The organism is Actinokineospora bangkokensis (genome assembly GCF_001940455.1).
GTDB classification, from domain to species: Bacteria; Actinomycetota; Actinomycetes; order Mycobacteriales; family Pseudonocardiaceae; genus Actinokineospora; species Actinokineospora bangkokensis.
Window position 1 is genome coordinate 377,691 of the sequence record NZ_MKQR01000016.1, and the last position, 19,273, is coordinate 396,963.

The window sequence follows — 19,273 nt, forward strand, 5'->3', positions numbered from 1 at the left end:
GCGGCGCGACATCGGAAGGGAGGCCTGCAATGGGCGGGTTTCAAGAGCAGTGCGAGGCGCTGCTGATGCACTTGGCGGAGACCGACTTCGCCGACCGGGACGTCACGGGATTCCTGGACGGACTCGGCGTCGCCACGCCGGGGCAGCACGACATGGTCGATTACCTGGCCAAGAGCGGGCTCGTCGAGAACATCAGGTCCTTGGGAGCGGCGGACTGCCGGCTGACCGGCGAGGGAAGGGCCGCTGCGGACGCGCTGATCCGTCAGCGCCCGGTACGCCGGGTCGCCGAGCTGCAGGCGCGGATGCTGCGCTGGGTGGACCAGGACGACGACGTGGCGGACTGGTCTGGCTTCTGCGCCAGCGACCAGGTCGTCTGCCTCGGCCACCGGTTCACTGCCCGCGACGTCGAGCACCAGGCCGAGTTCCTCTACGACGCGGGCTTGATCCGGGCTGTGCCCTCCTGGGGGGTCGCCAAGGGCACGCTGCGCCCCGAGCTGACCGCGAATGGCCGCGACTGCCTCCTCCATGGCGGTGACGTCGCCGCCTACCTCGGCACCCGAGGCCAGACCACGACCACCACTTACAACAACACCACCAGCCGGGACACCCACATCGGTACCGTCAACAACAGCCAACTGGCGGTCAACTCCAGCCACTTCTCCCAGACCCAGAACAACGAGGTCGCCCCCGGGTACGAGGACCTCGCCGCCGCCGTGCGGCGGCTGCTCACCCAGCTCCCCGCGCACGCCGAGCTCACCGACGAGGCGCGGGAGGAGATCCAGGAGGCCGCCGAGGAGACCCTGGAGACCATCACCGCCGCCGACCCGAAGCCCCGCAAGGTCCGTCGCATGGTTGACGGCATCGTCGGCGCCCTTAGCCGCGCCGCCACCGCCCTCGGCCAGCAAGCGCTGGAGGGGGCGGGCGTCGCCACCCACCAGTGGACCGAGGAACACACCCAACTGCTGCTCAACGCGCTGCCCATGTGACGACGAAAGGCTGAACACCGACAGGGGAACCAACAGGGCGCCTGCGGAGGGATGGGGCGGCGCCGGGTCGACCGCCGGCCCTGATCGACTCCGCACGCCCACCAGCCGAACGTCGGACCTGCACGCTCACCGCCGCGCCGGGCCCGGGCCCCATCGCGGCGCATACGGCCGCGTCCAGTGCGGGATGGGCGCGCCGCTGTCGAGATGGGCGGCGGGGTGGCAGCGGATGCCTCGCCACGGCCTATTCCTGCGATCCCTGGTGGGCTTGCCCTGTGGCGGCGCGGTGTGCGCGGAGGCCGTCGCGCGTGCGGCGCAGGGTGTCGAAGCTGGGGGCGTGGCGGGCGTGGTCGGCTCGGCGCGCGTCGCGTTCGGCCTGGCGCAGGTCGGCTTCGCCGGGCCAGGAACGCAGTCCGGCGCCCGGCACCCGCCGGTCGTGGGGTCCGGGCGCGGGCCGGGTCATCGCGGCGCCCGCTCGATGTCGGTCGATGGCACGGGGCTGTAGCGGGCGAGGATGCGGGCCATCTGCGTGGGGGTGCGGTCGCAGAACGCGGCGATCTCCTCGACGGCGGCGGGGGTGAGGGTGACGATCCTGATGCCGTCGCCGCGGCGGATCCGGTTGAGGGCCCAGCCGCTGAGAAGGTCGAGGCCGTCGGGTGGGCCGGCCTGGATGGCGCCGAGGTCGACCCGCAGGACGAGCAGATGCAGGTCGATCCCGCCGAGCTGCATGGCCCCGGCGAGTACGTCCGGCGCGGACGCCCCGCAGCCGCGGCCCAGGTCGATGAACCGGAACACGGTCAATGCCCGGTGCCCGCCCTCGTAGGCGCCGAGGGACTGGGGGTGCAGGGGGTAGGGCAGGGTTGCGGCCAGCTGTTCACGGCTGAGCCCCGCCGCTTCCCGCGTGCGGCGCAACTGCTCGCCCACGGCCCGGTTGATCATGTGGGTCGACGGGGCGGCGGTGTCGTGCCCGGGGTGTGCGGGGTGGTTCACCGGGCACCGTCCGCGCCGGCGTCCTCGCAGATGACCGGCGGCGCGTCGGGAAGACAGCGGTGCACCTGGTCCATCGCGGCCGCCAGGTCCGTCCAGGTCGCCGGGTCGGGCACCCGGTCGAGGGTGATGTCCCGGACCGTGTGGCGGCTGATCTCCAGCAAGGCGCGCAGGGCGTGGGTGAGGTCGTCGGCGGGTACGAGGCGCAGGCGGTGCCGGGCCTCGTCGGCGATCGCGCGGAGCGCGTCGACGGCGGTGTCGTCGGTGGCATCGGCCAACCGCTGCCCGGCGAAGTCCAGGAAGCTCGCCAGGGTCGTGGGCAGGGCCGCGCGTTGCCGGTCGGCCAGTGCCCGTTCGAGGCGCCTGATCAGCGCGGCCAGGGCTTGGACCAGGCCGTCGTGGGCGATGTGCGGTCGATCGGCCACGGCGGGGTCGGTGGGCACCGGCGCGAGCGAGTGGGGTGCCTGGGAGGCGATGAGGGCGTAGGCGCCGACGAGGGCCGGGTCGAGCTCGGCGGGACCGCCGCCCGCCCGGTCCGCCGGCGACGGGGACGGGCCGGTCACAGTGCCCGCCTCGATGCCCTGGGGCGGGCCGGGCCCTGGGTTCCGGGTGTGGTGGGCACCGGGGGTCGCGGTGGGGTGGGCGGCCAGGTGGCGCGGTGCTGCACTGCGTCGTCTCCTTGCATCCGGGGGGTGGTCCGGACGGTAGAGGCGATGTGCGCGGGGGTGAGTACCAAATGTACTTCACCCGGATGGGCTAGGCGGCGAGTCCCAGGGCCGCGGCCAGGTCCCGGACCTCGGCGCGGGCACCGGCGGGTGGGCGGCGCAGCAGGGTGCGGGCCATGTCGCGGGCGTATCCGTTGTACAGGGCGGTTTCGGGGGCGGTGTCGTAGCTGGTGCGCAGCAGGGCCAGCACGGCGGCGGTGTCACCGCGGCCGTGGTGGGCGCGGGCGACCTCGATCAGGTGACGGGCGCGGCGCGGTACCGAGACGATGTCGGTCGGGTCGATGGTGTCGGCGGCGGTCAGGGCCTCGCCGTCGCGGCCGAGTTCGGTGGCGAGGGTGGTGGCGTGGGCGGCCAGCACGGGCATGGAGAAGCTGGTCTGGATGTGCCGGTAGCCCGGCCCGAGGGTGGTGGCGATGCGGTGGGCTTGGTCGAGGTGGTGGAAGGCCTGTCCGGCGTGGCCGCGGCGGGCGTGGACGTGGCCGATCTCGGCGCATGGCCCCGCACATCCCGGCCCAGTCCCGCGGTGCGGTCTCCAGGTGCGGTCGCAGGGTGGTGATGGTGTCGGTGGCCAGGGCGATCGCGTCGTCCCACTGCCCGGACTCGCGCAAGGCCTGCACGAGCGCCCAGGCCCCGGCCGCCGCGGTGAGGGGGTCGTCGGACTGGCGCCCGGTCTCGACCGCGCGTTCGGCCACCATCCACACCAGGTGCGAGTCGGCCTGGAAGGCGACGTAGAAGTCGGTCAGGGCGTAGATCCCGGCGAGCACCGCGTCGGCCTGTGACCGGGTGCCCGCCGCGGCGCGGCGCGCGGCGACCTGCCCGTCACGGATCAGCCCGGGCAGCAGGTGCCCGAGCTGGGTGCGGTGGTCCGGGGAAGCGTGCCGCACCGCCCACGCCCGGCGCAGCCGTTCCCGCAGGTGCGGCAACGGCTGGACGGGACCGGCGGGTGGGGTCAGGTGGTAGTCGTTGAGCGCCGAGCGCACCCCGGCCAGGGCCGTGTGGACCGGTCCGGCGTACATCGCGGCCGCCGCCGCGGCCTGCCCCCCGAGCAGGTCGGCCAGGTCCACCTCGAGGGCCTGGGCCAGCAACAGCAACTTGTTCAGCCGCGGGGTCAACAACCTGCCCCGCTCCACCTGCCCGACCCACCCCGGGCCTGTCCCGACCAGGTCCCCCAACGTCCGCTGGGACATCCCGCGGGCCAACCGCAACGCCCTGATCCGCTGCCCGACACCGGGACCGGTGTCCTCCGGCTCGCTCATGAACACCCCGCGTCGCCTCGTCGAACGGCTCCACCCCCGTGGGCCCACACACGGCGCCCGCGCGGGTGGAGGTGACCAGTCCGAGGGTAGCGCCGCCCGCACCCCGCGGACGAGGCCGCGAACACGGTGAGGTGCCAGGCGCCGCACGTCATCCACCGCACGGTCGCCGGTGGGTCAGCCGAGGCGCCGGCACCCTCACGGGCGGTGCAGTCGTACGGGTTCCCCGTCCCAGAGCGCCTCCGCCAGTGACCCCCGCCACGGAGCGTCGAGCCGCAGATTGTTGGCCCGCAGGAGGTCGACGAGTCGCGCGACCACGGAGTCCCTGTCGTCCACGACCTCCCGGGGGTCGACGACCAGCATGACGCAGACCTCGCGGGCGCCCCTGCCGGTCTCGCCGGTGATCTCCGCACCGAACAAGCCGTCCAGCCCCGCCGAGCGCAGCATCCGGCGCACGTCCGCGGCCACCCGCTTGGCAGTGAGGTAGGCCAGCACGACGGGTCTGCTCACGGTGCCCTGGGCCATGCGGGCGATCTCGTTGGCGCTGCGCCCCTGTCTCAGGTCGTGGTCGAACGCGCGGAACAGGGCCTCCCGCGCGGCGCGGAATTCGGCCAACGCCTGGGGTGTCGCCGGATCGGTGTCCACCGACCAAGCCTATGGTCAACGATTTGACCGGTCAAATCATTGACCGGCCCGGGTGGGGACAGGCGGCGTGTGCCGGACGGTGGTGATCGCGCCCTGGAACCTCGGTCGCGGCGGCGAGCAGGTCCGGCTCGGCCTTCGACCGCGCGGCACGGCCCGGTGGCCTCGCGGGCCCACCGGGCCGTGCGCGCGCTGGCCGCGGTGCTGGGAGCAGACGTGGCGACCAGCCGGTGCCCACTCCCCCGCCGGAGGGCCGGGGGCTGGGCTCCGCCGCGGCGGGCGGCAGGTCATCGTGGGTGGTCGGTGTGGTGGTCGAGTCGGTCGCGCAGCGCGTCGAGGTGGGCGGGCGTGCGGGGGTCGCCGGGGTCGATGCCCGCCTGCAGGGCGCGGGCGGTCAGTCGCAGGCGTTGTTGGGCGATCCGGTGGTGCTCGGCCATGCACTCGATGCCGAGGAAGCGCCGCTGCTCCAGCAGCGCGGCCACCCCGGTGGACCCGCTGCCGGTGAACGGGTCGAGCACCAGCCCGCCGGGGCGGGCGATGCGCACCAGTTGGCGCATCAGGCTCACCGGCTTCTCCGCGTTGTGCCAGCGCACCGGCGGGGTACTGGCCTCGCGCCAACCGGGCAGCGGCTCCCCGCGCATCGGCCGGGGCCCGTTGGTGCCCCACAGCACGTATTCGGTCGCCGCGGAAAACCTCCCCGGCTGCGGCCGAGAGACCGGCTTGACCCAGCTCACCACCCCCGCCACACCCACCCACCCGCTTGCAGGGCGTCGGTGGCGGCGGGCAACTGCCGCCAGTCGCAGGTCATGGCCAGCACCCCGCCGGGCTCGGTGGCCCGCAGCGCCTGCCCCAGCCACAGCGCGCACCAGTGCGCCCACGAGCGCTGGTCGCGGTTGTCGCCGGTGTAGTCGACCCGGGTGTCGGGCCCAGGGGCGTCGGTGGCGTGGTACTTCAGCCGCGGCGGCGCCTTACGGGTGGTGGAGTGGGTACCCCCGGAGCTGTAGGGGGGATCAGTGATCACCGCCGACACCGACCCCTCGGGCACCCGGCGCAGCAGGTCCAAGGCGTCGCCGCTCCACAGGGTCCAACTGTCCTCATCGCTGACGGTCATGTAGTCGCACACGGGAGTCCCCTTGCTGTCGACCACACCGTCCGGGCCGCCACCGTGGCGGCCCGGGGTCGTCACGCACCCTGCGGGTGCGGGAGATGTGCGACCACCTCCAGCATGCGCGCCAGCGCACACCGGCAGCCTGAGTAGAACCCCGTGACGCGTCCCCCGAGGGACTCGCCCCCACCGGCCCTGTCAGATGTGGGCACAGGGGACCTGACGGTGCTGTCACGGCGATTGCAGGTAGGGCTTGACCTCCTCCGGAATTCCGCCGTTGAACTGCGCCCTGTCGAACCGGGCGGCGCCGTGGAACTGCGCCCCGTCGAACCGGGCGGCGCCGCGAAACTGCGCCCCGTCGAACCAGGCAGCGTTGCCGAACTGCGCCCCGTCGAACCAGGCAGCGTTGCCGAACTGCGCCCCGGTGAACCGGGCGGCGGTTCTGAACTGCGCCCCGTTGAACCAGGCGGCGTCACTGAACTGCGCCCCGTTGAACCAGGCGGCGTTACTGAACTGCGCCTCGTCGAACCGGGCGGCGCCGCGAAACTGTGCCCTGTCGAACTGGGCGGAGCCGCGAAACTGCGCCTCGTCGAATCGGGCGGCGTTATGGAACCGCGCCCTGTCGAACCGGGCGGCGTCGTGGAACTGCGCCCCGTCGAACGAGGCGGCGGCGTCGAAATGCGCCTCGCCGAACCGGGCGTTGTCGTGGAACTGCGCCCCGTCGAACGAGGCGGCGGCGTCGAAATGCGCCCCGTCAAACCGGGCGACATCGTGGAACTGCGCCCTGTCGAACGAGGCGGCGTCGTGGAACTGCGCCCCGTCAAACCAGGCGAGGTCGTGGAACTGCGCCCCGGTGAACCGGGCAAGGTCGTGGAACTGTGTTCCCCTGAACCGGGCGGTGCGGATCGTGGTGCTAGCGAGGTCGAGGTCGATGAGGGTGGCGCCGGTGAGGTCGAGGTCGATGTCGGCCCAGAAGGTCGTCGCCGGGGTGTCGGGGTCGTCGCCGGGGCGGAGGTGGTGGGTGAGGATGCGTTGTGCGGTGAGGCGGACTTCGCGTTCTTGGACGCGTTCGCGGTGGCGTGCGGTGAGGTCGTTGTCGGCGTCGTCGGGGGGTGGTTCGCCGGGCAGGGTGTAGGGCATGCGCAGGTAGGCGCACAGGACGTTCACGACGGTTTGCCGCTGTTCGGGGTGGTCCTGGGCGAGGCGTTCGAGGGCGTAGAGGCCGGCAAGGCGGACCGGGGCCTTGTCGGAGCCGAGTTGCTCGGCGGCCTTGGTGTAGAGCTCGGTGATGCGCTTGGCCAGGGAGTCTTCGCGTTGCAGGTCGTAGGCGCGGGCGACGTCGGCTTGGTCCCGCTGCTTCTGCACCAGGGCGATCTCGGTCGAGCGTTGTCTCCGCCAGGCCAGCCACAGCCCGAACAGGCCGCCGGAGCCCAGCAGCACCGTGAGCCCGATCCGGACCAGCTCCAGCTGCGTCCCCGCGTCCGGTGTGCCCGGGTCGACCAGCAGCCACATCCCCACCAGCAGCCCGGCCACCAACACTGCACCTGCGGCCACCACCACGGCGACCGTGCGGGTCGACAGCGGGGACATCACGGGGGGCGCCTGCTCAGGGGGAGGCAGTGGTGAGTTCGTCACCCGCTGATCATCCCCGCGCGGCCGGGTTCTGCACTTCACCGGCAGGCCCCGGCCACGCCGGTAACGTCACGCCCACCACCCACACCACCTGGAGCGCAGATGGGCCGCCGTCACCGTTTCAACGTCCTGGTGGCAGACGGGCGCGGTGTGCTGGTGCGGATCGACGGCGTCCTCGACGTCGCGTACGAGGCGGTGAGCGAGGAGATCGACGACGCTGTGGCCGAGGTGGTGGAGGCCGATCGCGACTTCGTGCTGATCGACCTCGGTGAGGTCACCAGGCTGGGGACCGCGGGGATCGCCATGCTGCTGCGCGTACGGGAAGCCCTGGGCGAGATCGGGGTGGGATTCGGCGTGATCGCCCCCCTCGACGCGCCTGCGGCGGGGGAGCTGAACCGGGGCGGGTTCACCGCGGCCGTGGGGCTGGTGCCCACCCTCACGCAGGCCGTGGTCACGCTGTCGACCGACACGGCCTGACCACGGCACCACCCCCCGCGCGGGTTCTCCCCGCTGCGCGAGCACGACGACGTGCTCCGGTGGCTGGCGTAGAAGGCGGTCAAGCTCGACGACCTGGTCCCTGTCGGCAAGGCCTACGCCCTGGTCCCCACCGATCCGCCCGTCCTGGTCCAGGCGGCGTTGGAGGCCCGACGGGCTGCCGCCGCGCGGTCGCGCGCTGGAGCACCCTGCGCCACCTGGGTCTGGCCCTCGGCGTCGCAGCGTTCGTTGACGCCCAGCGCGGCGGCCGCATGCCCAAGCCCGCCGAGCGCACCGACGACGGGCCCCGCTGGTCCAAGGTCGCCCTCATCTGCGGCGCCTTGGACGACGCCACCGCCAAGTGAGCACCCCGGTCCCCGGTCCGCCCGCCGAGCACGACCGGGGACCGGCGCCGCGTCACGCTGCCGCCGGTACTGCCCGCTGACGTGCTACTGGGCGGTAAACCGTTCCGCCTGGAGTTAGTTGGCGGACCCGGGATCGGCGGGTGCGTCGGGAGGGCGAGCGCTGTCGCGGTACGACTGGACTATCGCTGGCACGCCGCAGGCGAACCTCGTCCCGTCGAACTGGGCGCCGCCCCTGAACCGCGCCCCGTGGAGCTGGGCGTCGCCCCTGAACCGCGTCATGTTGAACTGGGCCTCGCCGCCGAACTCCGCCTCGTCAAACTGGGCGTCGCCATCGACCTGCACCCAAAAGAACTGGGTGTCGCCGCCGAACCGTGCCCCGCCGAACCGGGCGTCGCCCCCGAACTGGGCGTGCTGAAAGGCGCCGCCACCGCCAACCTGCGACCCGACGAAGCAGGCGTCGTTGCTGAACAACGCCCATTCGAATCCGGCGCCGCCGCCGCACCGCACCCCGTCGAACTGGGCGTTGCCCCTGAACCGTGCCCCACCGAACTGGGCGTCGCCGCCGACCCGCGCATTGATGAAGGCAGCGTTGCCGCCGAACCGCGCCCCGCCGAACCAGGCGTTGCCGCTGAACTCCGCCCCACCGAACTGGGCGTCGCCGCTGAACCGCGTCACCTGAAACAAGGCGTTGCCGCTGAACCGCGCGTCGCTAAACTGGGTGTGGCGCATGACGGTGTGGTCAAAGTCGAGGTCGATGAGGGTGGCGCCGGTGAGGTCGAGGTCGATGTCGGCCCAGAAGGTCGTCGCCGGGGTGTCGGGGTCGTCGCCGGGGCGGAGGTGGTGGGTGAGGATGCGTTGTGCGGTGAGGCGGACTTCGCGTTCTTGGACGCGTTCGCGGTGGCGTGCGGTGAGGTCGTTGTCGGCGTCGTCGGGGGGTGGTTCGCCGGGCAGGGTGTAGGGCATGCGCAGGTAGGCGCACAGGACGTTGACGATGGTCTGTCGTTGGTCGGTGTGGTTTTGGGCGAGGCGTTCGAGGGCGTAGAGGCCAGCCAGGCGGACCGGGGCGTTGGTGTTGCCCAACTGCTCGGCGGCTTTGGTGTAGAGCTCGGTGACCCTGCGTTCGGTCGCGTCGTGCTCGGTGATCGTGGTGGCGCGTGCTTTCTCCGCCAGGTCTTGTCCGGCGGTGCGTTGTCGCAGCGCGGCGAGCAGGAGGGCGGCGGCTCCGCCGCCGCCGACCACGAGGGTTCCGGCGGTGCGGATCGCGTCGAGCTGGACGCTGTTGGCGGCGGTGTCGCCGCCGGTGAACCCGAGTAGCAGCCAGGTCACCGCGCCGACGGCCAGAACGATCAGGACGACGGCGCCGAGGACGATCGCGCGGATGGACAGCACCCCGGGTTGTCTCACCACGGTGTTGCGGGATCGGCGGGCGGCCTCGGGTGTCGAGTCAGGCATCGCACCATGATCGCCGGTCCCGCCCCGAAGCGGGGCAGCTTCGCTGCGGAACGATTAGTACCGCCGGATACCGGTACTGCCACCGGCAACCAGGCCCGAACATCGACACCTCCAGCCGGACGAGACAGCGGCGTTCAAGATCGTTAGCCGGCATGATGGACGTTGAGGCTCCTCCCCCGGTCCCGGTGACCGGCCCATCCGGCCGCACCTCGACGGCCGGGACGGCGGCGTGGTCGACCGCAGGGAGCGCGCGATGGACCAGGCGTACAAGGCGGCGGGGCTGACCCCGTACTACGAGACCGAGCACGTCGTGCTCTACCACGGCGACGCCGTCGACATCCTGCCCCTGTTCGCAACCGGGGCGATGGCCGCGGTGGTAACCGACCCGCCCTACGTGACCGGGACGTCGAGCAGCCAGCGGCGGATCGGACACGTCGACCTTCTCAACGCAGCACGGTTCTACTCCGCCTGGTACCGGCTGGCCGCCGCCGCGATCGACGACGCCGGGGCGCTGTGGACGTGCGCGTCCTGGCGCACCCTGCCGGTGGTGCTCTACGCCGCGGCCGAGGCCGGGCTCCCGGTCACCGCCGCGGCGGTGTGGGACAAGCTGTGGATCGGCCCCGGCAGCAACCGCGGGCTGCGCTCCCGCTACGAGATGTGCCTGCTCCTGCCCCGGCCCGGGTTCCGGGTGCGCGATCGTGGCGCAGGCGACGTGTGGCGCATCCAGGCGTCGAGCCGCAAGCCGCACGGGCACCCCGCGCAGAAGCCGGAGACCCTGATGCGGCACATCCTCGACATCACCGAGCCCCCACCGGGCGGGGTGATCCTGGACCCGTTCGCCGGGTCCGGCACCACCCTGGCCGCCGCCCGCGCCGCCGGGTACGGCGCGGTGGGCATCGAGGCCAGCGAGCGGTGGTGCGAGGTGATCGCCACCCGCCTCGACGCCGCCGACGCCGGGTGACCGCTGTGGTGGTGCGACGGGGCGGTACGACAGGCGGACCCCCGGCTCGACCGGCGGGCGACAGGACCGGGCCCTGGCCGGTCTCGCCGGTCGGCCCCGTCCTGGCCGCTCGGCGCGCGGGCGGCGGTGCCAGAACCAGGGGCGCCGCTGGCCCCATGCCGGTACCCGCGGTGGTGAGCAGGGCCCGGGGACGCCGTGGCGCTGCCCACGTTTCGCGTGTCGACTGCACCTGGGGGACACGAAACCCCTGTTAGGGAGGCTGTGCCCGGGCCAGGCTCGGTGGCGTGATCAGCTTCCTCAGCTTCGGATTTCTCCACGCCCCCGCGCCGCGGGCCGACATCGTCCTGGACGTCCGGGCCCTGCTGCGTGACCCCCACCATGACCCGGCGATGCGGCAGCTGACCGGGCGGGACTTGGCTGTGCGCGACCGCGTGATCGCCACCCCCGGCGCGGCCGCGCTGTTGGCCACCGCGACGACGATGGTGCGCCAGCTCGCCGGGTGCCTGGACCCGCGATTGACCGTCGCCGTGGGCTGCGCGGGGGCAGGCACCGGTCGGTGGTGCTGGCCAACCTGCTGGCGGCCTCGGTGCGGCGGCTGGGGCTCGACGTGGCCGTCGAGCACCGCGACCTGGGCAAGCCCGTCGTGTCCCTGGGTGACGGCTCGTCAACGCCGTGACCGCGGGGTTCCGATTACAGGGGCTGCCGCCGGACGGGATCTGATACCCCGAGGGAACAACACCCCTGGTGTACGTGGGTTTTGAATGTGTTCGAGGGGGTCACTCGGACCCATTGCGCAGGCCAATGGGGTTCCAGAACCGATGTACCCCCTTTGCACAGGGGGCACATTGCTACACTCGTACTCGAGTAGCCGAGCGGAATTGGCTAATCAATCACTGAGAGGCAACACGCGGGCTCTGGGTCTGGCAGCTCATCCCTCACCCACAACCAGGGGTAGCGAACCACCACCAAGCCCGCCCCGAACACCACCTGGCCGCCGAAGCCCACCCCCACAAAGACGCCCCCGTCGGGCCCGGGTTCTGCGCCTACGCCGCCCGCGCCGCCGGAACCCGGCGAACGGCCCTGCCCCACTCGGGGCCGGCGACGAGCACCGGCCTGCCGAACCACCTAAGCCAGCGCCACCCGGACGAGTGATCACCTCAGAAGGTGGAGTATCCGGGTGCCCTACCGCGTTGTGGCTGGCGTCACAAACCCACCGCACCGAGGAGGCCTGCATGGCTCTGAGCCGCCTGGCCCGCGAGTTCGCCGCCGAGATCAAACACCACGACTGGTCCGACGCCCCCTTCCGCTTCGACAGGGCAGGACACGACCGGGCCACCGACACCAACCGCGGCAACCAGGTCCTGACGCCCGACGAGACCCGCGGGGTGCAGACCAACGTCATGTGGGTCGTCGCCCAAGTCCTCAGACACGCCGACCCCAACCTCGACGTGTACGAGTTCGCCGAGGCGTGCGGCATCCCCACGCACACCAACAGCGGCGCGCGGAACCGCGGTATCGAATACGGCCTCCGCTGGGCCTCGCACGCGGACGGCACCGTCACGCGCCCAGGCACCCACGAGCCGCCCTTCGAGTAGCCCCCGGCTCACGCCAGCCGCGCTGCGCCACGTGCTGGTCCGGGCGCCGCGTTCCCCAAACCCTCGACCTGCTTGCGGTCACCGCCCCGGCCTTGGCCTGGTCCTCGACGTCGACGACCTCGACGACCAGTCCGCCGCGGTCTGGTGCGCGCTGCTGGTCGACACCATCTACCACCGGGTCCGCATCGAGGTCGTCGACGACCACGACGCGGGCCGAAGTCGTCGACGACCACCCGCAGCTCCCTTGTCCTGTCCCCCACTCCGCCGCGACACCAGGCGTGACAGGGCGACCGCTGCAACAGCCGCGCCACCGCGGCCGAGGCACACAGGACCCGACGACGGTCAACCCCGACCAGCTCCGAGGCCTCACGAGCTCACCACCCACCTACGGAACTGCTGCCGCACGAGCCGGGGCACCTGCGCACTCGACGGGCACCTCACCACGCACCTCGAGCACGGCGTCGTCGCCCACGACATCCTCGTCGACCACTTGGCCCTGCACCCCGACCCGTCCCCCGACGACATCGTGGTCGACACCGCCGCCCCACCCCCGCCAGCGCCGTCGACCAGCTCGACGCTCTCCAGCGCGAGCTGGACGACCCGCGGGCCGACCCCGCGCAGATGCCCCCGACCCAGCTCAACGCCGCCGCGCGGGGTCCGCGACCTACCTCGGCCCTGTCCTCGGCGGGCTGCTCGGCGGCACCGTGACCCTGGCCGCCGCCCGCGCCGCCGGGGTTCCGCGCCGTGGGCATCGAGGCCAGCCAGCGATGGTGCGAAGCCGCCGCCACCCGACTCGGCGATGGCGAACTACAGAGCCAAGAACCCCTCGACCTGGCGCTTCAGGGCGGGCGGCACCTCGGCCAACTCCGAGACGATCAGGCGGACCTCACGCCTGAGCTCGGGAGACTCGCCCCAGACCTCCGCGCTCCTGGTGAGCACGGCGGACAGCAGATCGCCCTCGTACATGTCGCCTTTCGCCAGCGGGTCGCTCCGGAGGACCTCCACCGCCAAGGGCAGGAGATGGGCAAGGCCCACGTCTTGCCCGATCAGCAGCCGCATGTCTTCGACCGTCAGGCCACCGAGCGGCTTGCGCCGAAGCTCGCGCGCGGTCGCCATCAGCCGGGTTTCGACGCCCAACGGGGCCGGCCAGCAGTCGCGCTCAAGCTCCTCAAGAGAGCGGTCACGGTCACCGAATCGAGTCACCGACCGATCCTCCCAGCTCAGATCTCAAACGCGGTCTCAGAGGCGCCCGCAGAAACCTGTCGGTGCGGGGAACGCTCCCCGCACCGACAAGCCCGGGTCAGGAGATCCGGAAGGAGTTCGCGCGGTCGTTCAAGGCGCCCACGTTGGCGTTGTCGAGCCAGGCGCTGGCCTCGCCGGTGAGGTTGTCGCCATCGAAGAGCTTGACGTCGCAGGAGTTGTAGGTCCGCACCGAGCTGATCTGGTTGACGGCCGCCCCGAGGTTCGCCCCGCCCTCGTTGTCGGCGGTGCCGCCAGAGCAGCCCACCTGGTAGGCCGGGTTGAAGACCACGACCTGCGAACCGGTGGCACCCGCGCCGTAGTACAGGCGGGCGACCACCAGGCCGTCGCCGGGGGTGCCTTGCTGGCACCCGAAGGTGTTGTCCCGGACCGCGCAGTACAGCGTCGCGGCGGCGCCCACGTGGCCGAGGCGAGCCAAGTCGGACACCCTCACCAGCGTGGAACTCGCGAACCGCTCGACCCGCACCGTCGACGCCCCGGACACCTCCGGGCTCGCCGAGGCGTACGGGCCCGCCAGCCCCGCCGCGGCCGCCGCCAGCGCCACAGCCGCCAACCGTCGTCTCATGATCATGCGCACTCCCCTCAAGTCGGACCTACCTCGCTACCGAATCACGGGAAGCTCACTTTTCGGGCGTAAAACCCAGGGAAGCAGGAGGCGTTTTTCAAGAGATCGCCGTCCTCCAATGGGCTAAGGAAAGCAGCGGCCCCAGGCCTTCTTTCTCACCACATACGGCGGCCCGGGATGCGTCGTGTACCTCGGACCGCTCACCCGCGACAATCTCTGACCCCACCCGGGGCGGCACAAAGCCACATCCTCAAGCTCGACCCCAGGCCGAGGAGACCAACTAAAAGGGTGGAGACCCGCCGCTGATGCGCCAACCCGGCAAGAGTGCCAAATATTGGCGAACTGCGCCTCGTCGAACGATCATGTCGATGATGCGGTTGACCGCCACCGGCGAGCTGGACCTGCCGGACGAGGTGGGCGAGGCCGAGCGGCGCTGGCAGCGACTGCTGACCGCGGAGCTGGGCGACCCTGTTCGAGCACGGCTGGTGCGGCTGGCCGGTGACGGGCTGTTCTTGGCCGCCCTGACCGGGGCGCCCCCGACCGCCGCCGAGGTGGAACAACTGCTGGACCACCTCGGTCTGCGCCCGGGAGATGAGCGGGTCGGGTCGTGACCGCTACCCTGCTGGCCGGGATCGCGGGTCTGGCCCTGCTCGACGCGCTGAACCCCGCGACGATCGCCGGGGTGGCGTTGTTGCTGCTGGCCCCGATGGCCCACCCGGTCAGGGCGGCCGCTGGGTTCGTCGCGGGCGCCTACCTGACCGTCCTCGGGCTCGGGGCAGCGGTGTACACCGGCGCCGATGCCGCGGCCGACGCCGTCGGCGACGGCCTGGTGTGGCTGCGCAGGATCGCGTTCACGGTGGCGGCGATCGGGCTCGCCGTCGCCGGGCTGCGCAGGCTGCGGGCGCGGACCCGCCCGGCGGTCACCGTGCCCGGCTGGGTCAACCCCCTCAGCGCCGCCCTGCTCGGCCTGCTCATGACCGGCGCCGACCTGCCCAACGCCTTCCCCTACTTCATCGCCATCGAGCGGATCGTCAACGCCGACCTGGGCACCACCGGGTCGCTGACGATCATCGCCGGGTACGCGCTGGTCTACTGCCTGCCGTGCCTGCTCCTGCTCATCGCAGGCGCCGCCAGCGGCGACAAGGTCCGCCGCCGCCTCGCGACCCTCTACCAACGGCTCGGCGGCGAGAAGCGGCAAGCGCGCAGCGTGCCCATCGCGGCCGGGTACCTCCTCGCCGCCGCCGGCGTCTTCACCATCGCCGTACTAGCGTGACACCCCGGACTCACAACAGCGCACACCCGCGACCGAGCAGATGGATCCGGGTGTTCCACACGAGACTGTCATGACCGGACTCGCGGAAGCTGGTGAACGAGCAGATGGGCGAACACGAACCCCGACCCCCTGAACGCCCGCCGTCCCGCCACCCCAGCGCGGCGGACGACGTGGGCCGGTGGATCGAGTTCGACGGGCTGCTCGACCTGTTCCCGTGGGGCCGCAACATCTACACCATCGTGTACCTCGACGACACGCTCCACGAGGCCGTCGCCGCGGCGGCCACCAGGCGCGTCGAAGGCCATCTGGACGCGGTGGCGGTCAACCTCGGGGTCAACAAGGCCGACGTCGCACCGCGCCCGTTCCTGTACGTCGGCGCCGCACTGCAACGCAAGCTCGACGCAGGGACAGGTGACATCGTGACATGCAGGTTGCGACCGGCCGACCCCGATCACGTTCCAGTCCCCGCGGATGTCGAGGCAGCCCTCAACGCAGCAGGCCAGTACGACACCTTCACCCGCCGCCGCCCCGCTCAACGCCGACAGCTCCTGCAACCCATCGAGGACGCCGCTCTCGACGCGACGCGCCTCCGTCGCATCCAGGCGCTGGTGCGCGCCCTCCAGTCCACTCCCCCAACCGATCCCCGCTGAGCGCAGTACACCGCTTCCCCGATTCGGCCAGCCGCGCACGAACCGTTCGCCCGGGGAGCCCCGGGCGGGCGGAGACGCGTCGTGGAAAGGGCTCGTGCGGACAAGCCTGGGTATGCTGCGCGAAGCAGGATGAGCCTTCGGCGGCAAGCGGGTGCACTGGTGGGCGCGAGAGAGCAGTTCACGGTGGTCGTTCGCGATCACGTGACGCCCTGGCTGGTGGGGCGCGGGTACACCGTGTCCAAGAAGCGGCTGTTCACCAAGAAGGGGGGACTTCTCCGCACCATCCGGGTGGATCCCGGCAAGTACGTCGATCGGCGCAGCTACGACTTCGCGCTGATGCTCAACCTCGGTGTTCCGGGGCTCACCTGGGTGACGTTGACCCAGTGGGACTGGGGGCTGAACCTGGCGGTGCACGGTCAGTTTCCCTGGAAGCAGGCGCGCAGGTTCGAGCTCGTCGAAGGTGCCGACCCGGGGCCCGTGGCCGAGGCCGCGCTGTCCGCGTTGGACGAAGCCTTTCAGGAGTTCTGGGACGAGCCCGTGACGCCGGAGGACCTGATCGGCATCCTCATCGGGGACCAGGACCGCCTGGACCACTTGCAGGTGTTTCCGCCGAACGCCTTCGGGCGAGCCGTGCTGGCTGCCGGGATCGCCCGCCACCTGGGCCGGTCGGCGCAAGTGGAGGAACTGAAGGCCCGGGTGGCGGACTGCGCCACCATCGGGCACGTGGAGCACCTGCTGCCGGGCGCCCTGGCCAGGATCGATGCGGTCGAGGCCTTCGCATGACCGGAACGAGGAGAGGTCACATGGGGTGCTGCCCGTGTCGGTGGAGCTGCGGCATCTTGATAGCGAGGGCATCGCGCTCGAACTGTTCGACGAGTCGTTCATGAAGCGCGCGGACGTGGAATCCGTCCTGCGTGAGTACATCAGCACGTTCCAGGACGCCGGGTTCACCGGTAGTCGCGGCAACTACCGGACAGCGGCCGGACTCCAGGTCAAGTTCGTGCTGGACAGGTGGGGGTGGGACGAGCGGCTCGGATGGGGCTTCGTGCTCCACGTCCAGGACAACAACCACGTCGACGAACTGGGCAACCCGCTTGAGGGGTTCCTGACGCAGATAGGGGCGCACACGCTCACGAAGAGGCTGGGAAAGAAGACACTCGGCGGCCTGTACGAGGACAATCCCGTCCTGCGCAGCCAACTGAGGAATTCCTGGTTCCCCTTCGACACCCCGGCTCGCCTGCGCGCGGTCCTGGACCTCGTCCTGGTCCCCGCGCTCGAACATGCGCGCGCGTGGTTCGACCAAGTGAACGCAGAGGGTCAGTAGGGGCTGACAAGCCCGCCAGTGGCCTGGTCAGCGCGCTGATGCGCCGCGGTGCACGAGGTCGACCAGGGAGTCCAGCCACGTGCCGGTGGGGTCGGCGTGTTCGAGGAGCACCCGGTGCAGGATCGCGCCGACCAGTGTGAAGATCACTTGCTGGGGGTCGGCGCCTTCGCGCCACTCGCCGCGTTCGCGGGCTCGTTCCGCGATGGCGAAGACCCCTGACGCCTGCTCGGACATCCGCTCCGCGGCGAGGGCTGCCATGTCTTGGGCGGAACCGGCGTGGAGTGCGGCCCGCGCCAGTGCGGCGCCTTCGGGGCGGGACAGGAACTCGGCGAGGGGTGCTGCCAGCGCGTGCAGGTCGCCGCGCAGGTCGCCGGTGTCGGGGCTGTCGGCGAGGTCGGTGCGCAGGCCGTCCATCGCCGCGGCCACCAGCGCCTCCTTGGTGGGCCAGCGCCGGTAGACGGTGGTCTTGTTCACCTCGGCGCGGCGGGCCACGCGGTCGACGCTCAACCCCTCGAACCCGGTCTCGGCCAGTTCCGCCCGCACGGCCGCGAGGACCGCCGCCACGACGGCCGCGCCTCGGGGGCGTCCCGCGTCCCGCCGCTGCGACCCGGCGGGGTTGCCGCTGGTCATGTCGCACCCTCCTGCTCGACGTCGATCGGTGAGTATCCCGTGCCCGCCCGTGCGGCGACTCGCCGTCCCGGGCGGGGTGTCGGACCTCGCGGCGTCTCGGCTACTATTGCAACACGGAGTTGCAATGGAGGTTGCTGTGCGGATCTGCGTCGTCGCCGTGGACACCCGTGGTGGGGTCCAGCCCTACGCGGCCCTCGCCTTGGGGCTGGTGCGGGCGGGGCACGAGGTGCGCCTCGTGGCTCCGGAGGACTTCACCGACTGGTTGACCGGGATGGGCCTGGACGCCAGGCCGCTGAGCGGGCGGATGGACGAGGCCGCGCGGGCCGCGGCCGAAGCGGGCTACTCCGGCGGGGTGGTGCCCAGGGGGATGCGGGCGCGGCTGGTCGAGCAGTCGCTGGTGCAGGCCCGTGAGCTGCTCGGCCACGCCGAGGGCAGCGACGTGCTGCTGGGCGGCGTCGGTGGCTCCGTCCTGGGGCGAAAGGTGGCCGAGCGGCTCGGCGTGCCGTTCGTCCACGCGCACGTGCACCCGGTGGGGATGGTGTCCTCCGAGCTGCCCGGGGTGCTGACGCCGTGGATGCCCGCCTGGACGGGCAAGGCGGGCAACCTGGTCGGCTCGGCGATCACCGAGGCCGCGCTCACCCTGCCGTTCGGCGCCGTCTCCCGCGCCGTGCGCACGCGCGTCCTGGGTCTCCCCCGCCGCAGGCCCCGCGCACGGGTCGACGCGCCCTCGCTGTACGGGTTCAGCAGGCACCTGGTGTCGGCGCCCGCGCGGTGGGACGTCACCGGCCACTGGTTCCTGCCCGAGGACCCCGGCTGGGCTCCGCCCGACGGGCTCCAGCGGTTCCTGGCCGGGGGTGGGCCCGCGGTGTGCGTCGGGTTCGGCAGCATGGTGGGCGCGGACCCCGCGGCGACCGCCCGGCTGGTGACCGCCGCGGTCCGCCAGGTCGGCGTGCGGGCGGTCCTGCTCACCGGGTGGGGCGGCCTGCGCGACATCGCCGGGGGCGATGACGTGCTCGTCGTCGACCAGGTCCCGCACTCGTGGCTGTTCCCCCGGGTCGCGACGGTGGTGCACCACGGGGGCGCGGGCACCACGGCGGCCGCCGCCCGCGCGGGGGTGCCCGCTGTCGTGGTCCCGCACGGGGTGGACCAGCCGTTCTGGGGCGGGAGGGTCGCCGCGCTCGGCGTGGGTCCGAGCCCCCTCCCGCGATCGACCCTGTCCGTGGGGTCGTTGGCGGCGGCCTTGCGGACCACCCTCGAAGACGAGGGCATGCGCGCACGTGCGGCGGTCCTCGGCGAACGGATCAGCGGCGAGGACGGCGTCACGCGGGCTGTCGAGGTCCTGGACCGAGGTGTCGCAGGAGCGACGAGGCACCGGTGACCCGCGCCGCCGCTGCTCC

General features: G+C 72.2%; 21 protein-coding genes and 2 pseudogenes. 11 read left to right on the forward strand and 12 right to left on the reverse strand.

Going from position 1 to position 19,273, the window contains the following annotated elements:
- The first annotated feature begins 29 nt into the window (after positions 1-29).
- Entirely contained in the window at positions 30-986 is a 957-nt protein-coding gene (locus BJP25_RS16225; protein WP_075975739.1) for a hypothetical protein, read from the forward strand.
- A 456-nt stretch (positions 987-1,442) separates the two neighbouring features.
- Here BJP25_RS16225 and BJP25_RS16230 read toward each other — a convergent pair whose 3' ends face one another.
- The 8 genes and pseudogenes from BJP25_RS16230 to BJP25_RS16260 form a co-directional block, all read right to left on the reverse strand.
- Positions 1,443-1,973, reverse strand: coding sequence for a helix-turn-helix domain-containing protein (locus BJP25_RS16230; protein ID WP_075975740.1), 531 nt, complete (start codon positions 1,971-1,973; stop codon positions 1,443-1,445).
- On the reverse strand, positions 1,970-2,533 hold the full coding sequence (locus tag BJP25_RS16235; protein ID WP_075975741.1) for a hypothetical protein: 564 nt from the start codon (positions 2,531-2,533) through the stop codon (positions 1,970-1,972). The genes BJP25_RS16230 and BJP25_RS16235 overlap by 4 nt, the downstream gene beginning before the upstream one ends.
- Before the next feature lie 193 nt (positions 2,534-2,726).
- Positions 2,727-3,059, reverse strand: coding sequence for a hypothetical protein (locus tag BJP25_RS35610; RefSeq protein ID WP_233158122.1), 333 nt, complete (start codon positions 3,057-3,059; stop codon positions 2,727-2,729).
- Between the two features lie 742 nt (positions 3,060-3,801).
- Positions 3,802-3,951: pseudogene (locus BJP25_RS36455) on the reverse strand (helix-turn-helix domain-containing protein); the annotation flags it as partial.
- A 195-nt stretch (positions 3,952-4,146) separates the two neighbouring features.
- Positions 4,147-4,593 (reverse strand): hypothetical protein, encoded by a 447-nt coding sequence (locus tag BJP25_RS16245; RefSeq protein WP_075975742.1) that lies wholly within the window; start codon positions 4,591-4,593, stop codon positions 4,147-4,149.
- A gap of 284 nt (positions 4,594-4,877) precedes the next feature.
- Positions 4,878-5,231 carry a DNA methyltransferase gene (locus BJP25_RS35040; RefSeq protein ID WP_198943518.1) on the reverse strand — a complete coding sequence of 118 codons (354 nt, stop codon included), beginning with the start codon at positions 5,229-5,231 and terminating at the stop codon, positions 4,878-4,880.
- A gap of 89 nt (positions 5,232-5,320) precedes the next feature.
- Complete coding sequence (locus BJP25_RS35045) at positions 5,321-5,701, reverse strand: site-specific DNA-methyltransferase (RefSeq protein ID WP_198943519.1); 381 nt, start codon at positions 5,699-5,701, stop codon at positions 5,321-5,323.
- Between the two features lie 225 nt (positions 5,702-5,926).
- Positions 5,927-7,228 carry a pentapeptide repeat-containing protein gene (locus BJP25_RS16260; RefSeq protein WP_158075662.1) on the reverse strand — a complete coding sequence of 434 codons (1,302 nt, stop codon included), beginning with the start codon at positions 7,226-7,228 and terminating at the stop codon, positions 5,927-5,929.
- Between the two features lie 201 nt (positions 7,229-7,429).
- On the opposite strand from BJP25_RS16260, the gene BJP25_RS16265 reads away from it, so the two are divergent.
- Entirely contained in the window at positions 7,430-7,804 is a 375-nt protein-coding gene (locus tag BJP25_RS16265) for an STAS domain-containing protein (RefSeq protein WP_084794063.1), read from the forward strand.
- Between the two features lie 476 nt (positions 7,805-8,280).
- Here BJP25_RS16265 and BJP25_RS16270 read toward each other — a convergent pair whose 3' ends face one another.
- Positions 8,281-9,618, reverse strand: a complete 1,338-nt coding sequence (locus BJP25_RS16270; RefSeq protein WP_143219114.1) for a pentapeptide repeat-containing protein — start codon at positions 9,616-9,618, stop codon at positions 8,281-8,283.
- Positions 9,619-9,871: 253 nt separating this feature from the next.
- On the opposite strand from BJP25_RS16270, the gene BJP25_RS16275 reads away from it, so the two are divergent.
- From BJP25_RS16275 to BJP25_RS16285, 3 genes and pseudogenes are all read left to right on the forward strand, one after another.
- On the forward strand, positions 9,872-10,579 hold the full coding sequence (locus BJP25_RS16275; protein WP_143219115.1) for a DNA methyltransferase: 708 nt from the start codon (positions 9,872-9,874) through the stop codon (positions 10,577-10,579).
- Positions 10,580-10,863: 284 nt separating this feature from the next.
- A pseudogene (locus tag BJP25_RS36565) lies at positions 10,864-11,255 on the forward strand (RapZ C-terminal domain-containing protein).
- 556 nt (positions 11,256-11,811) lie between these two features.
- The gene (locus BJP25_RS16285) at positions 11,812-12,174 is read left to right on the forward strand and encodes a hypothetical protein (protein WP_075975749.1); all 363 of its coding nucleotides are present in this window, start codon (positions 11,812-11,814) and stop codon (positions 12,172-12,174) included.
- Positions 12,175-12,981: 807 nt separating this feature from the next.
- Here the strand turns inward: BJP25_RS16285 and BJP25_RS16290 are convergent.
- On the reverse strand, positions 12,982-13,377 hold the full coding sequence (locus BJP25_RS16290; protein WP_075975750.1) for a contact-dependent growth inhibition system immunity protein: 396 nt from the start codon (positions 13,375-13,377) through the stop codon (positions 12,982-12,984).
- Positions 13,378-13,474: 97 nt separating this feature from the next.
- Positions 13,475-14,005, reverse strand: coding sequence for a hypothetical protein (locus tag BJP25_RS16295; protein WP_143219116.1), 531 nt, complete (start codon positions 14,003-14,005; stop codon positions 13,475-13,477).
- Between the two features lie 356 nt (positions 14,006-14,361).
- Between BJP25_RS16295 and BJP25_RS16300 the strand changes: the two genes are divergently transcribed.
- The 5 genes from BJP25_RS16300 to BJP25_RS16320 all read left to right on the forward strand — a co-directional run bounded on the left by BJP25_RS16300 (position 14,362) and on the right by BJP25_RS16320 (position 17,246).
- Positions 14,362-14,610 carry a hypothetical protein gene (locus tag BJP25_RS16300; RefSeq protein ID WP_075975752.1) on the forward strand — a complete coding sequence of 83 codons (249 nt, stop codon included), beginning with the start codon at positions 14,362-14,364 and terminating at the stop codon, positions 14,608-14,610.
- A complete protein-coding gene (locus BJP25_RS16305; RefSeq protein WP_075975753.1) occupies positions 14,607-15,272 on the forward strand; it encodes a GAP family protein in 666 nt (221 codons plus the stop codon). The genes BJP25_RS16300 and BJP25_RS16305 overlap by 4 nt, the downstream gene beginning before the upstream one ends.
- Before the next feature lie 92 nt (positions 15,273-15,364).
- Complete coding sequence (locus BJP25_RS16310) at positions 15,365-15,922, forward strand: YdeI/OmpD-associated family protein (RefSeq protein WP_084794064.1); 558 nt, start codon at positions 15,365-15,367, stop codon at positions 15,920-15,922.
- 159 nt (positions 15,923-16,081) lie between these two features.
- Positions 16,082-16,705, forward strand: a complete 624-nt coding sequence (locus BJP25_RS16315) for a hypothetical protein (RefSeq protein WP_075975755.1) — start codon at positions 16,082-16,084, stop codon at positions 16,703-16,705.
- A gap of 34 nt (positions 16,706-16,739) precedes the next feature.
- Positions 16,740-17,246, forward strand: coding sequence for a hypothetical protein (locus BJP25_RS16320; RefSeq protein WP_143219118.1), 507 nt, complete (start codon positions 16,740-16,742; stop codon positions 17,244-17,246).
- A gap of 27 nt (positions 17,247-17,273) precedes the next feature.
- On the opposite strand, the gene BJP25_RS16325 is transcribed toward BJP25_RS16320, so the two are convergent.
- Positions 17,274-17,876, reverse strand: coding sequence for a TetR/AcrR family transcriptional regulator (locus BJP25_RS16325; protein ID WP_084794065.1), 603 nt, complete (start codon positions 17,874-17,876; stop codon positions 17,274-17,276).
- 124 nt (positions 17,877-18,000) lie between these two features.
- Between BJP25_RS16325 and BJP25_RS36250 the strand changes: the two genes are divergently transcribed.
- Positions 18,001-19,254 (forward strand): glycosyltransferase, encoded by a 1,254-nt coding sequence (locus BJP25_RS36250; RefSeq protein WP_158075664.1) that lies wholly within the window; start codon positions 18,001-18,003, stop codon positions 19,252-19,254.
- Positions 19,255-19,273 lie beyond the last annotated feature (19 nt).